Origin of the sequence: Streptomyces sp. ASQP_92, from assembly GCF_025399895.1 — a bacterium.
Taxonomy (GTDB): domain Bacteria; phylum Actinomycetota; class Actinomycetes; order Streptomycetales; family Streptomycetaceae; genus Streptomyces.
Genome location: NZ_JAODUA010000001.1, coordinates 970750 through 984294, shown reverse-complemented (window position 1 = coordinate 984294; position 13545 = coordinate 970750). Strand labels below are relative to the sequence as shown.

The window sequence follows — 13545 nt, the reverse complement described above, 5'->3', positions numbered from 1 at the left end:
GGGGGAAGAAGGGGCGGTACGCCCTATCGCATTCGCTTGCTCACGAGACTGCTCCCTTGAGGACCAGGACCCCAGGGCTGTGACATCACGCGATGTCCAGGGGTCCGCGCTTGCCGTAGGCCTTGCTGCCTACGACCTGGTCTTCACCCGGGGCACCCCGCCACGGACGGAGGGTTGCCGGACAGCGAGCCGGGGCCTAAATCGCTGTCACTCATGACCTTGGACAGCATCCTGCCACAGCTCCCGGCGGACGCAAGGCGCAGTCCGCGATCCGGACTGCGCCCTGTGTCACATCCCGCACGCATCGGGCCCGAAGGACTCGGCGGAGGTCGGCGCGGATCCGTACCGCGCCGCCGGACGCTCAGGCGTTGCTGGCCGCGACCCAGCGCTCCAGGGTGCGCCGGGCAGCCCCGGAGTCGATCCCCTCGGCGGCCCGCGCCATCGCCGCGCCGATCTGCTCGGCGAGCGGACCGTCCCCCGGCTCCAGGGCGACGAGGGCCGCGGCGGCGTTCAGGAGCACGGCGTCCCGCACCGGCCCGCGCTCCCCCGCGAGGAGGCGGCGGGCGACATCGGCGTTGTACGAGGAGTCCGCGCCGCGCAGCGCCTCGATGGGCACGGTCTCGATGCCGACGTCCCGCGGGTCGAACGCCTCCTCGTGGACCCGGCCCCCGCGCACCACCCAGACCCGGGAGGTACCGGTCGTGGTGAGCTCGTCGAGACCGTCGTCGCCCCGGAAGACCAGCGCGGAGGAGCCCCGCTCGGCCAGCACGCCCGCGACGATGGGCGCCATGCGCGCGTCCGCGACGCCGGTCGCCTGGGCCCGTACCCGGGCCGGATTGGTCAGCGGGCCAAGGAAGTTGAAGGTGGTGCGGATGCCCATCTCGCGCCGGGCGGCGGCCACGTAACGCAGCGCCGGGTGGAACTTCACGGCGAAGCAGAAGGTGATGCCGGCTTCCTCGGCGACCTCGGCGACGCGGCGCGGCGTGAGGTCGAGGTTGACGCCGAGCTTCTCCAGGACGTCGGAGGCGCCGCTGGCCGACGATGCGGCCCGGTTGCCGTGCTTGACGACCTTGGCCCCGGTGCCGGCCACCACGATCGCCGACATGGTGGAGATGTTGACCGTCTTGGCGCCGTCGCCGCCGGTGCCGACGATGTCCACGCTGGGGCCCGGCACCTCGATGAGGTTGGCGTGCTCGTACATGGTGCGTACCAGGCCGGTGATCTCGGCGACGGTCTCGCCCTTGGCGCGCAGGGCCACGGCGAAGGCGGCGATCTGCGCGTCGGTGGCCTCGCCGCGCATGATCCGGTCCATCGCCCAGGCGGTGACGTCCGCGCTCTGGTCGGTGCCGCTGAGCAGCGCGTCCAGGACGCCCGGCCAGGTGCGGGCCGCCACGGTGTCGCCTCCGGTGGGGGTAACAGCGCTCATGCTCGCTCCTGGTGGTCACGGGTCGTGGAATACCGCCCGTCAGCCTATCGACAGCGGAGGGCGGGGCCGCGCGCGTGCCCGCAGTGCGGACGGCCGTGCGGCGCCAAAAGGCTCCGGCCCGGCCCCCGGGAAGGGGCCGGGCCGGAGCCTCGGTTGTGGCGACCGACAGGTCAGCGGTGATCAGTGGTGGCCGTGGCCGCTCGTGATCTCCTGGTACTCCTCGGCCGTCGGCTTGGGAATCTGGTTCCCCTCGCCGTAGTAGCCCTTGCTGAGCTTGGCGCGCAGCTTCTGCGTCCGCGAGATCTTGCGGGCGACACCGTTCTCGTCGGTCTCGGGACCGAGTTCGACCGGCTTGTACTGGTCGTGCGCGGTGAGCTTGTAACGCGCGGCGGCGTCCAGCGGCTCGTGGATCTCGACGAACTCACCGTGCGGCAGCCGCTTGATGATGCCGGACTCGCGTCCGTGCAGCACCTTCTCGGCGTCGCGACGCTGAAGGCCCAGGCAGATCCGCTTGGTGGCGATGAACGCGAGGACCGGAGCGACGAAGAACGAGATCCGCACGAACCAGGTGATGACGTTGATCGACAGGTGGAAGTGGGTCGCCCAGAGGTCGTTTCCACCACCGATCAGGAGCACCATGTACCAGGTGATCCACGCGACACCGAACGCGGTGCGCGTCGGCGCGTTGCGCGGCCGCTCCGCGATGTGGTGCTCGCGCTTGTCGCCGGTGACCCAGGACTCGATGAACGGGTAGACCGCGATGGTCGCCAGGACCAGCGGGAAGATCACCAGCGGGATGAACACACCCAGGACGAGCGTGTGGCCCCACAGGTTGATCTCCCAGCCCGGCATCACACGGATGAGGCCTTCGGAGAAGCCCATGTACCAGTCGGGCTGGGCGCCCGTGGAGACGTGGTCCGGCCGGTAGGGGCCCATCGCCCAGATCGGGTTGATCGAGGCGATCGCCGCGATGACCGCGATGACGCCGAAGACCAGGAAGAAGAACCCGCCCGCCTTCGCCATGTACACCGGGAGCAGCGGCATGCCGACGACGTTCTTGTTCGTCCGTCCGGCACCCGCGAACTGGGTGTGCTTGTGGTAGAAGACCAGGATCAGGTGCGCCACCATCAGGCCGAGCATGATGCCCGGCAGCAGCAGGATGTGCACCGAGTAGAACCGGGCCACGAAGTCCCCGCCGGGGAACTCGCCACCGAAGAGGAAGAACGAGAGGTACGTGCCGACGACCGGCACGGACAGGACCGCGCCTTCCATGAAGCGGACACCGGTGCCCGACAGCAGGTCGTCCGGGAGCGAGTAACCGGTGAAGCCGGTGAACATGCCGAGGACGAACAGCAGGAAGCCGAACAGCCAGTTGACCTCACGGGGCTTGCGGAACGCGCCCGTGAAGAACACGCGCATCATGTGCACGAACATGCCGGCCAGGAAGACCAGCGCCGCCCAGTGGTGGATCTGCCGGATCAGCAGACCGCCGCGCACGTCGAAGCTGATGTGCATGGTCGAGTTGAACGCCTCGGACATGTGCATGCCCTGAAGCGGCACATATGAGCCGTCGTAGACGACCTCGTTCATGCTCGGGTGGAAGAACAGCGTCAGATACACACCCGTGAGGATGATGATGATGAAGCTGTACATGCAGATCTCGCCGAGCATGAAGGACCAGTGGTCCGGGAAGATCTTGCGCATGTTGGCCTTGGCCAGGGAGTAGATCCCGAGCCGGCCGTCCGCCCAGTCCGCGATCCGCTCACCGGCGGGCGCTTCGCGCCGTGCGTCTGTCGTGGTGCTCATCCGCGCTCCCAGAAGGCAGGACCGACGGGCTCTTCGAAGTCGCCGAGCGCTTCGAGGTAACCCTCGTCATTCACACCGATCCGCAGCTGCGGAAGGGCGTGGCCGGCCGGGCCGAAGATGACGCGGGCGCCGTCGGAGAGGTCGAAGGTGGACTGGTGGCACGGGCAGAGCACGTGGTGCGTCTGCTGCTCGTACAGGGAGATCGGGCAGCCGACGTGGGTGCAGATCTTCGAGTAGGCGACGATGCCCTGGTGCGACCATTCGAGCTCGCGCTTGTCCTTGATGTCCTCCGGCTTGATCCGGACGAGCATCAGGGCGGCCTTGGCGATCTGCGTCTGGAAGTCCTCGGCGTCCTCCTCCAGGCCCTCGGGCTTGGCGAAGGTGAGGGAACCGACCAGCAGGTCCTCGGGACGCAGCGGCTCGTTGGTGTTCATGTTGATCAGGGCCTTGCCCTTGGACCACATGGTGTGCCGCAGCTTGTCCTCGGGCAGCGTGCCCAGGTCGCGCAGCAGCATCACACCGGAGAGCGGCACCATGGCCAGCGCGCCGAACATGGTGTTGCGGATCAGCTTGCGTCGGCCGAAGCCGGACTCGGCCGCACCCTGCCGGAAGTCGGCCAGGACCTGCGCCTTGACCTCCGGCGGAGCCGCGATCTCGTGCCGCTCGGCCGGCATCTCGACGTCCGACATCAGGGTGCGGGCCCAGTGGACCGCGCCCGCGCCGATGCAGAACAGCGCCACGCCCAGGGTCAGACCCAGAGCGAAGTTGAGGATGCTGACATGCCCGAACGGGAAGATGAAGACGATCTTGTCGACCGGGAAGATCACGTACGAGGCGATGAAGCCGATCGTCGCGACCATGGACAGGAAGAACAGGAACGCGACCACGCGCTCGGAGCGCTTGGCCGCCCGCTCGTCGATGTCCTGGATGCGCGGCTTGTGGGCCGGCAGTCCCGGGTCGGCGAAGGGGTCGCCCGCGTGCGCTACCGCGCCGTGCGCGGTGGCCTGCGCTTCAGGCAGGCTCTCGGAATTCTCTTGGCTACTCATGACTTCTTGGCCTTAGCGGTGTGGGCCGCGACCCAGATGGCTACTGCGATGAGGGCACCCAGACCGAAGATCCAGCCGAACAGACCCTCGCTGACCGGGCCGAGCCCGCCGAGCTTGAGACCACCGGGGCTCGCGGACTTGTCGCTGTTCACGGCGTGCAGGTACGCGATGATGTCCTGCTTCTGCTTCTGCGGCATCGTCGTGTCCGGGAAGGACGGCATGTTCTGCGGGCCGGTCTGCATGGCCTCGTAGATGTGCTTGGGGTCCACGTCCTCCAGGCTGGGGGCGAACTTGCCGTTCGTCAGGGCACCGCCCTCACCCGTGAAGTTGTGGCACTGGGCGCAGTTGGTGCGGAACAGCTCGCCACCCTTGGCGACGTCCGCACCGCTCGGGTTGTACTGCGAGTCGGTCGGCACGCTCGGACCGGCGCCCAGCGAGGCCACGTACGCGGCGAGCTGGTCGATCTCGGACTGCGAGTAGATGACCTTCTTCTTCGGCACCTGCGCGCCGGGCTGCTGCGCCGGCATACGGCCGGTGCCCACCTGGAAGTCCACCGCGGCGGCGCCGACGCCGACGAGGGAGGGGCCGTCAGAGGTTCCCTGACCGCCGGTTCCGTGGCAGCTTGCGCAGCCGACGGAGTAGAGCTTCTTGCCCTCGTCGATGGCGAGGGACTGGGCGGTTTCGTCAGCCTGAGCCTTGCCCGCGGGCGCGAACGCGGCGTACAGCCCCCCGGTGGCCGCCAGCGCGAGGAGTAGGACGACGACCGCCGCCAGCGGATGGCGTCGTCGTGCGGAGAGCTTTTTCACGGATTACCCCGGTGTCAGGATCTTCTGCGTCGATGCTGGATGTGGTGCGGACCTACTGGCCCTGGTTACTTGATCAGATAGATCGTGGCGAAGAGTCCGATCCACACAACATCGACGAAGTGCCAGTAATAGGACACGACGATGGCCGCGGTCGCCTGCTCGTGGGTGAACCTCTTGGCCGCGTACGTCCTGCCGAGAACCAGCAGGAAGGCGATCAGGCCGCCCGTCACATGCATTCCGTGGAAGCCCGTCGTCAGGTAGAACACCGAGCCGTACGGATCCGAGGAGAGCGAGAGGCCTTCCTCCTTCACTAGGGAGGTGTACTCGTAGACCTGACCACCGATGAAGATCGCACCCATCACGAACGTGATGATGAACCAGGTGCGGAGCTTCTTCACATCGCCCCGCTCCGCGGCGAAGACGCCGAGCTGGCAGGTGAGAGAAGAGAGCACCAGGATCGTGGTGTTGGTCGCCGAGAACGGAAGGTTCAGGGACGAGGCCATTTCTGACCAGTGCGCGGCACCCGTTACCGAACGCAGAGTGAAGTACATCGCGAAGAGGGCCGCGAAGAACATCAGCTCGGAACTCAACCAGATGATGGTTCCGACGCTGGTGAGGTTCGGCCGATTGACCGACGGGTGCGCGTGCCCGGTTTCTACTGTCGTTGCTGTCGCCACGACCGACATTATGTCGGTCGCTTATCCCGCCCTCACTCCGGGGGGTGCCGTTCGGTGTGTCAGCCGCGTATGCAGGGCCCGAACGGCCCATCGAAGGGCTGCCGGAACCGGTGTTGACGGGCAGTCGGACGGAGTAGCATCCGCGCATCGGTTCATGAGCCAACGTCGGCGACAAAGCCGGACCTTCGGAGGATCCATGCAGTCGAGCGCCACCGTTCTGGTCTACAGCGACGACGCGAACACCCGCGCCCAGGTGCGGCTCGCGGCCGGACGCAGGCCCGCCCTTGACGTGCCCCCCGTGGAGTTCCTGGAGTGCGCCACGCTGCCCGCGGTCCTCAAGGAGCTGGAACGCGGCGGGATCGACGTCTGTGTGCTGGACGGAGAGGCCGTCCCGGCGGGCGGCATGGGGGTCTGCCGCCAGATCAAGGACGAGGTCTTCCGGTGTCCCCCAGTGCTGCTTCTCATCGGCCGCCCGCAGGACGCCTGGCTGGCCACGTGGAGCCGGGCGGACGCCGCGGTGACCCTGCCGGTGGAACCGGTCGAGTTCGCGGACGCCCTGGCCTCCCTGCTGCGCAAGCGGCTTGCCGTGGGTGCCTGACCTCACACTCCCGGGCGCAGCCGGGCGGAGTTGACCCTGCTCTGCCCGGCCTTGGCGTCGGCCGCCAGGACGCTGCCCGTGCGCCACTTGTCCCACGACACGTTCCAGTCGCCGAACCCGTTGTCGAAGGGCGTCATGTCCTCGCCGATGCTGTTGACGACCTTGACGATGTCGCCCTCGTTGATGGTCTCGAAGAACCACGCGGCGTTGCCGGTGCTCATGCCCGTACAGCCGTGGCTGACGTTCGCGGAGCCCTGTGAGCCCACCGACCAGGGCGCGGCGTGCACGTACTCACCGCTCCAGGTGACGCGGGTCGCGTAGTAGACCGGCAGGTCGTAGGCGTCGGCGCTGCTGGACGAGATGCCGACGGTCTCCCCGCGCATACGTACGAAGTACTGCTTGCCCAGGACCACCTTGACGCCGTTGCGCGTGGAGAAGCCGGGCTTCCCGGTGGTGACCGGAATGGTGTTGATCACTTCTCCGTTGCGCTTGACCGTCATGGTGTGCCCGGCGGCGTCGGTGATGGCCTCGATGCGGTCGCCGGTGGTGATCTTCAGGGGCTTGGCCGCGCCGCCGTACAGCTTGTCGGCGATCTTCACGCCCTGGAGGTTGGAGTGGACGTTGATGGTGGCGTGGGTGGGCCAGTACTCCTTGGGGCGGTAGTGCAGGACCTTGTCGTCCACCCAGTACCAGGCGCCCTCCACCGAGGGCGTGGACTCGACCTTCAGGGCCCGCTCCACCACCGCGCGGGCGGCCTTGTCCTTGACGGGCCTGCTGAGTTGCGCGGTGATGGGCTGCCCGACGCCGTACTTGCCCGCGTCGGGGCCGAATTCGACCTCCAGGGCGTCCTTGGCCGCCTCGGTGTCGAAGGTCAGCGTGCGCAGCCCCGGCGAGCCGTCCTCGTTCTCCGTGGACACCTTGACGGTGTAGTGCGCCCCGGCCACCAGCGGGGCCGTGGAGTGCCAGCGGCTGCCGTCGGCGGCGAGTTCGCCGGCCAGATAGCGTCCGTTGCCGTCGACTGCCGTGACGTCCGTGAGACGGCCGTCCTTGCCCTTGGCGGTGATCTCCAGGGGCTTGTCGGGATCGGCCTTCTGACTGCCCGCCGGGCCGTTGTACGCGACCTGCCCGGCCGCGTCGTACGGCTTCGCCGAAAGCGGGTTGCCGTCGGACCCGCCGCACCCCGTGACCCCCACACCGAGGGACAGGACAAGGAGGGTGCAGCTCACTACGGTGCGGATGCGCGGTGCGTGGCTCATGACCACACGGTATGAAGATTCGTCAGGGACGGCGCGCGGGGTGACTGCAAACGAGGGGCCCCCCGTCCCGGAACGAGACGGAGGGCCCCTCTTGGCGCGGTGCGGCGTGCGGACCTACTGGTTCTGGTTCTCGCCGCGGTAGTACTCGAACACCCAGCCGTAGATGCCGATCAGGATGAGCGGCGCCGAGAAGTACAGCAGCCACCAGCCCATGGCGATCGCGAGGAAGGCCAGGGCACCGCCGATGCCGAGCGCGAGCGGCTGCCAGGAGTGCGGCGAGAAGAAGCCGACCTCACCGGCGTCGTCCGCGACATCGGCCTCCTTGTCGTCCTGGGCGCCCACGTCGACCCGCCGGGCCGTGAAGGCCAGGTAGAAGCCGATCATGACGCTCAGGCCGAAGGCCATGACGAGCGCGGTGGTTCCGGCCGCCTCCTTGGACCACACGCCGTACACGACGGCCATGACCAGGATGAAGGCGGACAGCCACAGGAACATCTTGCCCTGGATCTTCACTTCCCGGCCTCCTTGCCACCGGCGAGCATGTGGTCACCGTGGACGTCGCCGTGGTTCTCGAGCTGGTCGAGAGCCGCGATCTCCGGGTGGTGGAGGTCGAACGCCGGCGATTCGGAGCGAATGCGCGGCATGGTGAGGAAGTTGTGCCGCGGCGGCGGGCAGGAGGTCGCCCACTCCAGCGAACGGCCGTAGCCCCACGGGTCGTCGACCTCGATCTTCTTGCCGTACTTGGCGGTCTTCCAGACGTTGTAGAGGAACGGCAGGATCGACAGACCGAGCAGGAACGAGGAGATCGTCGAGATCGTGTTGAGGGCGGTGAAGCCGTCGGCCGCCAGGTAGTCGGCGTAACGACGCGGCATGCCCTCGACACCCAGCCAGTGCTGCACCAGGAACGTGCCGTGGAAGCCCACGAACAGCGTCCAGAAGGTGATCTTGCCGAGCCGCTCGTCCAGCATCTTTCCGGTGAACTTCGGCCACCAGAAGTGGAATCCGGAGAACATCGCGAAGACCACGGTGCCGAAGATGACGTAGTGGAAGTGCGCGACGACGAAGTACGAGTCGGAGACGTGGAAGTCCATCGGCGGCGAGGCCAGGATGACGCCGGTCAGACCACCGAAGGTGAAGGTGATCAGGAAGCCGATGGCCCACAGCATGGGCGTCTCGAAGGACAGTGAGCCCTTCCACATCGTGCCGATCCAGTTGAAGAACTTCACGCCGGTCGGAACGGCGATGAGGAACGTCATGAAGGAGAAGAACGGCAGGAGCACGCCACCGGTGACGTACATGTGGTGCGCCCACACGGTCACGGACAGACCCGCGATCGCGATGGTGGCGCCGATCAGACCGCTGTAGCCGAACATCGGCTTGCGGCTGAACACCGGGATCACTTCGGAAATGATTCCGAAGAACGGCAACGCGATGATGTACACCTCTGGATGGCCGAAGAACCAGAAGAGGTGTTGCCACAGCAGCGCGCCGCCATTACTGGCGTCGAAGATGTGCGCACCGAACTTGCGGTCCGCCTCCAGGGCGAACAGCGCGGCCGCGAGGACCGGGAAGGCCAGCAGGACCAGGACACCGGTCAGCAGGACGTTCCACACGAAGATCGGCATACGGAACATCGTCATGCCGGGGGCGCGCATGCAGATGATCGTGGTGATGAAGTTGACCGAGCCGAGGATCGTGCCGAAGCCGGAGAAGGCCAGACCCATGATCCACATGTCGGCGCCGACACCCGGCGAGCGGACCGCGTCCGACAGCGGGGAGTAGGCGAACCAGCCGAAGTCGGCCGCGCCCTGCGGGGTGAGGAAGCCACCGACCGCGATGGTCGAGCCGAACAGGTAGAGCCAGTAGGCGAACATGTTCAGCCGCGGGAACGCCACGTCGGGCGCGCCGATCTGCAGCGGCATGATCCAGTTCGCGAATCCGGCGAACAGCGGCGTCGCGAACATCAGCAGCATGATCGTGCCGTGCATCGTGAACGCCTGGTTGAACTGCTCGTTCGACATGATCTGCGTGCCGGGGCGGGCGAGTTCGGCGCGCATGAAGAGCGCCATGATGCCGCCGATGCAGAAGAACGCGAACGACGTGACCAGGTACATCGTGCCGATCGTCTTGTGATCAGTGGTGGTCAACCACTTGATGACGACGTTTCCCGGCTGCTTGCGCCGGACCGGCAGCTCGTTCTCGTACGAGTCGTCTGCTGCCGCGGCACCCTGAGATTCGTTGAGGATGCTCACAGTTTGTTCGTCTCCGCGTTCTTGGCGGGGTCGGTCTGAGCGATGCCCGCCGGCACGTAGCCGGACTGGCCCTTAGCCGCCAGCTCCTTGAGGTGCTGCTGGTAGCGCTCGGGGGAGACGACCTTCACGTTGAAAAGCATGCGCGAGTGGTCGACGCCGCAGAGTTCGGCGCACTTGCCCAGGAAGGTGCCTTCCTGGTTCGGCGTGACCTCGAAGGTGTTGGCGCGCCCGGGGAAGACGTCCTGCTTCATCAGGAACGGCACCACCCAGAAGGAGTGGATGACGTCGCGCGAGGTCAGCACGAAGCGGACCTTCTCGCCCTTCGGCAGCCACAGGGTCGGGCCCGGGTTTCCGGTCTGCGGGTTACGCGTGCCGGGGATGCCGACGTCGTAGACGCCGCCCGCGTTGGCGGGGAAGTCCTTCTTGAGCCGGTCCGGAACCGCTTCCAGGTTCTTGTCCGTCTTGGCGTCGCCCTTCACACCGGGCACGTCCTCGACGTAGTTGAAGCCCCAGCTCCACTGATAGCCGACCACGTTGACCGTGTGGGCGGGCTTCGGGGACAGAGCCAGGAGCTTCGTCTCGTCCCGTGCCGTGAAGTAGAAGAGCACGGAGACGATGATGAGCGGGACCACGGTGTACAGCGCCTCGATGGGCATGTTGTACCGGGTCTGCGCGGGTACCTCGACCTTGGTGCGGCTGCGCCGGTGGAAGATGACGCTCCACAGGATCAGGCCCCAGACCAGCACGCCCGTGGCGAGCGCAGCCGCCCACGAGCCCTGCCAGAGGGACAGGATCCTGGGAGCCTCTTCCGTCACCGGAGTGGGCATACCAAGTCGAGGGAAGTCTTTCCAGTTGTACGAGCAACCGGATGCTGTCGCCAGGACCAGGCCCGCAGTCAGCACCTGCGGCAGCTTCCGCCGCATCGGGCGCCTCGACGTGGGGGAACCACCCGCGCCTTCCAGGCAGCGGGGGAGGTCGGAGCCGTTGGGACTCACGTAGCGCCTTCCCGAGAGTCTCGCCCGCGGTGGTCGGCTACGGCCGTCTCGCTGGTCGGTCGCCGCCCTGGCACACGGGCAGGGGTTTGGATGTTTATGCGGACCAAACCCTACTGGACGCTATTTGGGGTCGCGCGGGGAGGGTGCCCAACGCGCCGTCCGAGTCCCCGAAGGGGTGGAGCCGTGGTGGAATCCCGGCCTCCGGGCGCCATCTGACGGCCCCTCGCCCCGGCCACCGCCGTGGGCACGCCGGGCCGGGGTTAGCGTGGCCGCGTGCCCTACTTCGACGCGGCCTCCTCGGCCCCCCTGCACCCCGTCGCCCGTCAAGCCCTGCAAGCCTCCTTGGACGAGGGGTGGGCGGATCCGGCCCGGCTCTACCGGGAGGGAAGGCGCGCCCGGCTGCTCCTGGACGCGGCGCGCGAGGCCGCCGCGGAGGCCGTCGGCTGCCGCCCGGACGAGCTCAGTTTCACCGGTTCGGGTACCCGTGCGGTGCACTCGGGAATTTACGGATCCTTGTCCGGGCGTCGGCGTGTCGGGCGGCATCTGGTGGTGTCCGCGGTCGAACACTCCTCGGTCCTCCATTCGGCCGCCTCCCTCGAGTCGGACGGCGGTTCGGTGACGCGGGTCGCGGTGGACCGTACGGGCCGGGTCTCCCCCGAGGCCTACGCCGAGGCGCTGCGGAGCGACACCGCGCTCGCCTGCCTCCAGTCCGCCAACCACGAGGTGGGCACGCTCCAGCCGGTCGCCGAGGTGGCCGAGGCATGCCGGGCGGCGGGGGTGCCGCTGCTCGTGGACGCGGCCCAGTCGCTGGCGTGGGGGCCCGTCGAGGGCGCGTGGTCGGTCCTGGCCGCGAGCGCCCACAAATGGGGCGGTCCGGCGGGGGTCGGGCTGCTCGCGGTGCGCAAGGGCGTCCGCTTCGCTCCCCAAGGCCCGGCGGACGAGCGGGAGTCGGGGCGGGCGCCCGGCTTCGAGAACATCCCGGCGATCGTGGCGGCGGCCGCCTCGCTGCGCGCGGTACGGGCCGAGGCGGCGGCCGAATCGGCGCGTCTGCGGGCGCTGGTGGACCGCGTCCGCTCCCGGGTCGGGGAGCTGGTGCCGGATGTGGAGGTGGTGGGCGACCCGGTGCGACGGCTGCCGCATCTGGTCACGTTCTCGTGTCTCTATGTCGATGGGGAGAGCCTGCTGCACGAGCTCGACCGGGCGGAATTCTCCGTTTCCTCCGGTTCCTCCTGCACCAGCAGCACCCTGACGCCCAGCCATGTGCTGCGCGCGATGGGGGTGCTGAGCGAGGGCAACGTCCGGGTGTCGCTGCCGCTGGGCACGGCGGAGCGGGACGTCGAGCGGTTCCTTGAGGTGCTGCCGGGCGTGGTCGCGTCCGTACGGGCCAGTCTTGGGGCACCGGCCGGGGCGACCGGACCCGCCGCCGCCGAGGAGTTCGAGGAGTTCACCGTGGACTCGCTCGGCAGGCTCTGCCCGATCCCGGTCATCGAACTCGCCAAGGCGATCGGCCAGGTGCCCGTGGGCGGGGTCGTGACGGTGCTGGCCGACGACGAGGCGGCCCGCCTGGACATTCCGGCGTGGTGCGAGATGCGGGGCCAGGAGTACCTGGGCGAACACCCGGCAGAGCGCGGAGTCGCCTACCGGGTGCGCCGTACGGCCTGAGGACTACCGCAGGTGGGCCCGCACCTCGGCGGCGGCCTCGTCGCCGTACGCCTTGGTGAACCGGTCCATGAAGTTGGCCCGGCGCAGGGTGTACTCCTGGGTGCCGAGCGTCTCGATGACCAGGGTGGCCAGCATGCAGCCGAGCTGGGCCGCGCGCTCGTGGCCCACGCCCCAGGACAGGCCGGTCAGGAAGCCGGCGCGGAAGGCGTCGCCCACGCCCGTCGGGTCGACCTTGGCCTCCTCCTCGGGGACGCCCACGACGATCGGCTCGGCGCCGACCTGCTCGATACGCACCCCGCGCGATCCGAGCGTGGTCACGCGGTGGCCGACCTTGGCGAGGATCTCCTCGTCGCTCCAGCCGGTCTTGGACTCGATGAGCCCCTTCTCGTACTCGTTGGAGAAGAGGTAGGTGGCGCCTTCGAGCAGGGTGCGGATGTCGTCGCCCGACATGCGGGCGATCTGCTGCGAGAAGTCGGCGGCGAAGGGGATGCTCCGCGCCTTGCACTCCTCGGTGTGGCGGAGCATCGCCTCGGGGTCGTCGGCGCCGATCAGCACGAGGTCGAGGCCGCCCACCCGGTCGGCGACGGACTTCAGCTCGATCTGGCGGGCCTCGCTCATCGCGCCCGTGTAGAAGGAGCCGATCTGGTTGTGGTCGGCGTCGGTGGTGCACACGAAGCGAGCCGTGTGCAGGACCTCGGAGATCCGTACCGAACCGGTGTCGACGCCGTGCCGGTCGAGCCAGGCGCGGTACTCGTCGAAGTCGGAGCCGGCCGCACCGACCAGGATCGGCCGGCCGCCGAGCTGGCCCATCCCGAAGCAGATGTTCGGCCCGACCCCACCACGGCGTACGTCGAGGTTGTCGACCAGGAAGGAGAGGGAGACCGTGTGGAGCTGATCGGCGACCAGCTGGTCGGCGAACCGGCCGGGGAAGGTCATGAGGTGGTCGGTGGCGATGGAGCCGGTGACTGCGATACGCACGACGGGGGCGCTCCTGGTGGGAATACGGAGGGGCGGGCGTTGA

12 protein-coding genes and 1 riboswitch are annotated in these 13545 nt (G+C 68.2%); of the genes, 2 read left to right on the top strand and 10 right to left on the bottom strand.

The window, feature by feature from the left end; genetic code table 11:
* Positions 1-101 precede the first annotated feature (101 nt).
* Positions 102-219, bottom strand: a riboswitch (SAM riboswitch).
* A 142-nt stretch (positions 220-361) separates the two neighbouring features.
* The 5 genes from trpD to N4G70_RS04270 form a co-directional block, all read right to left on the bottom strand.
* On the bottom strand, positions 362-1426 hold the full coding sequence (gene trpD, locus N4G70_RS04290; protein WP_261711004.1) for an anthranilate phosphoribosyltransferase: 1065 nt from the start codon (positions 1424-1426) through the stop codon (positions 362-364).
* Between the two features lie 180 nt (positions 1427-1606).
* Positions 1607-3232 (bottom strand): cytochrome bc complex cytochrome b subunit, encoded by a 1626-nt coding sequence (locus N4G70_RS04285; RefSeq protein WP_261711003.1) that lies wholly within the window; start codon positions 3230-3232, stop codon positions 1607-1609.
* Complete coding sequence (locus N4G70_RS04280) at positions 3229-4278, bottom strand: ubiquinol-cytochrome c reductase iron-sulfur subunit (RefSeq protein ID WP_261711002.1); 1050 nt, start codon at positions 4276-4278, stop codon at positions 3229-3231. The genes N4G70_RS04285 and N4G70_RS04280 overlap by 4 nt, the downstream gene beginning before the upstream one ends.
* On the bottom strand, positions 4275-5084 hold the full coding sequence (locus N4G70_RS04275; protein WP_261711001.1) for a c-type cytochrome: 810 nt from the start codon (positions 5082-5084) through the stop codon (positions 4275-4277). The genes N4G70_RS04280 and N4G70_RS04275 overlap by 4 nt, the downstream gene beginning before the upstream one ends.
* Before the next feature lie 65 nt (positions 5085-5149).
* Complete coding sequence (locus N4G70_RS04270; RefSeq protein WP_120724126.1) at positions 5150-5770, bottom strand: heme-copper oxidase subunit III; 621 nt, start codon at positions 5768-5770, stop codon at positions 5150-5152.
* A gap of 187 nt (positions 5771-5957) precedes the next feature.
* Here N4G70_RS04270 and N4G70_RS04265 point away from each other — a divergent pair, with 187 nt between their 5' ends.
* Complete coding sequence (locus N4G70_RS04265; protein WP_261711000.1) at positions 5958-6359, top strand: hypothetical protein; 402 nt, start codon at positions 5958-5960, stop codon at positions 6357-6359.
* A gap of 2 nt (positions 6360-6361) precedes the next feature.
* Here the strand turns inward: N4G70_RS04265 and N4G70_RS04260 are convergent, their stop codons facing one another.
* The 4 genes from N4G70_RS04260 to coxB form a co-directional block, all read right to left on the bottom strand.
* Positions 6362-7615, bottom strand: coding sequence for an Ig-like domain-containing protein (locus N4G70_RS04260; RefSeq protein WP_261710999.1), 1254 nt, complete (start codon positions 7613-7615; stop codon positions 6362-6364).
* Between the two features lie 114 nt (positions 7616-7729).
* Positions 7730-8128, bottom strand: a complete 399-nt coding sequence (locus N4G70_RS04255; protein WP_261710998.1) for a cytochrome c oxidase subunit 4 — start codon at positions 8126-8128, stop codon at positions 7730-7732.
* Positions 8125-9867 carry a cytochrome c oxidase subunit I gene (gene ctaD, locus N4G70_RS04250; protein WP_120724119.1) on the bottom strand — a complete coding sequence of 581 codons (1743 nt, stop codon included), beginning with the start codon at positions 9865-9867 and terminating at the stop codon, positions 8125-8127. Before ctaD ends, N4G70_RS04255 begins: the two co-directional genes overlap by 4 nt.
* Positions 9864-10862, bottom strand: a complete 999-nt coding sequence (coxB, locus tag N4G70_RS04245) for a cytochrome c oxidase subunit II (protein WP_388721410.1) — start codon at positions 10860-10862, stop codon at positions 9864-9866. The genes ctaD and coxB overlap by 4 nt, the downstream gene beginning before the upstream one ends.
* A gap of 273 nt (positions 10863-11135) precedes the next feature.
* Between coxB and N4G70_RS04240 the strand changes: the two genes are divergently transcribed.
* A complete protein-coding gene (locus N4G70_RS04240; protein WP_261710996.1) occupies positions 11136-12524 on the top strand; it encodes a cysteine desulfurase/sulfurtransferase TusA family protein in 1389 nt (462 codons plus the stop codon).
* Positions 12525-12527: 3 nt separating this feature from the next.
* On the opposite strand, the gene N4G70_RS04235 is transcribed toward N4G70_RS04240, so the two are convergent.
* Complete coding sequence (locus N4G70_RS04235; RefSeq protein WP_261710995.1) at positions 12528-13502, bottom strand: carbohydrate kinase family protein; 975 nt, start codon at positions 13500-13502, stop codon at positions 12528-12530.
* Positions 13503-13545: the final 43 nt, after the last annotated feature.